Origin of the sequence: Phenylobacterium sp. (assembly GCF_030693805.1) — a bacterium.
In the GTDB taxonomy this organism is placed as follows: Bacteria; Pseudomonadota; Alphaproteobacteria; order Caulobacterales; family Caulobacteraceae; genus Phenylobacterium.
The window spans coordinates 1-1,075 of sequence record NZ_JAUXZW010000219.1; the positions used below are offsets into that span (position 1 = coordinate 1).

Here is a 1,075-nt window from a genome sequence, read left to right on the forward strand (position 1 = left end):
CGGTTACTGAGATGGTATTCGGCACCTATATGTAAATCAAGAAATAATGGATTTACTTCATGGTAATACCTGTCATCGCGATAATAACCACTATCCCATCTGGAGTTTACTACCGCAAATCCTAATGAACCAGCCAGATAAAAATCCCAATTGGAATTAGCATTGAGTATTTGATCAAAGTAATATGTGCCTTTAACACCAATAGGAATTACGGTTTCATTATAGTAGTATTTATCATTCCTGTATGAATAAAAAGAAATAAATGGGGCCAATGTGAAATTCTGGGCCACATCAAATTCATAATTGATGTTAAAAACTGGTAATGTATGCCCAACATACCCATAATAACCTGAATATCCACCAATACCCAAACCAAAGTTAAAGGTACCTCCGTGATTTTCGGAATAAGTTTTATTCTGAGCCGATAAATTTGTCCCTGTGATCATAAGCAGGGAAAGCAATGCGAGTACAAAAATTCTTGTTTTCATTTGAATGATTTTTTAGTTTAGAATATATTTTCTTTTAATATTTCTTATTTATTTTTGCCGTTTCCATGGCCTTTACTATTCTTTTTATTTCCGTTGTCATGTTTGTTGCCTTGGCTGGAGCTACCTTTTGAATATTCTCTTTCATGTGAGTATTCTCTTTCAGCTCTTTCTCCATAGTTTTTTTGCGGTTCACCACGGTATCCTTTTTTATATTTCGATTTATAATTCTTAAAAGTCGAATATGGAGCGTTGCCACGATAATCAGTCATCACTACTTTATATCCATTATACAGATCGTAATTTCTGTACCGACTGGGGAGTGACCGACGGTGGATCCACGTTACACCATTGAAATAAATAAACATCGCTGATGGAACATCGTAATAAGCTTCCACATCGGGCAGGTAGTAATAGCGTACTTCAGAATATCCGGAAGGGCCCCATTGTGGCGGGCTGACTAAATCTACATGTATTGATATTTGTGCATGTGCCCCAACAGCAAAAAACAACAGAAATCCAATACCAATTAATTTTAACGCTTTCATTTTATTTGATTTTAATTTTTGATTTCACTTCTACATGACAAA

At 35.3% G+C, this 1,075-nt stretch carries 2 protein-coding genes; both read right to left on the bottom strand.

Annotation, left to right across the window (positions count from 1 at the left end; translation table 11 throughout):
• A partial coding sequence (locus Q8M88_RS08525) for a hypothetical protein (protein WP_305596353.1) occupies positions 1 to 488 on the bottom strand: 488 nt, incomplete at its 3' end.
• A 44-nt stretch (positions 489 to 532) separates the two neighbouring features.
• On the bottom strand, positions 533 to 1,033 hold the full coding sequence (locus Q8M88_RS08530; RefSeq protein ID WP_305596355.1) for a hypothetical protein: 501 nt from the start codon (positions 1,031 to 1,033) through the stop codon (positions 533 to 535).
• Between the last annotated feature and the right edge of the window lie 42 nt (positions 1,034 to 1,075).

Coding starts and splice junctions, on each gene's coding strand:
- Q8M88_RS08530 (WP_305596355.1), bottom strand. CDS start 1,033: ATGAAAGCGTTAAAATTAATTGGTATTGGATTTCTGTTGTTTTTTGCT.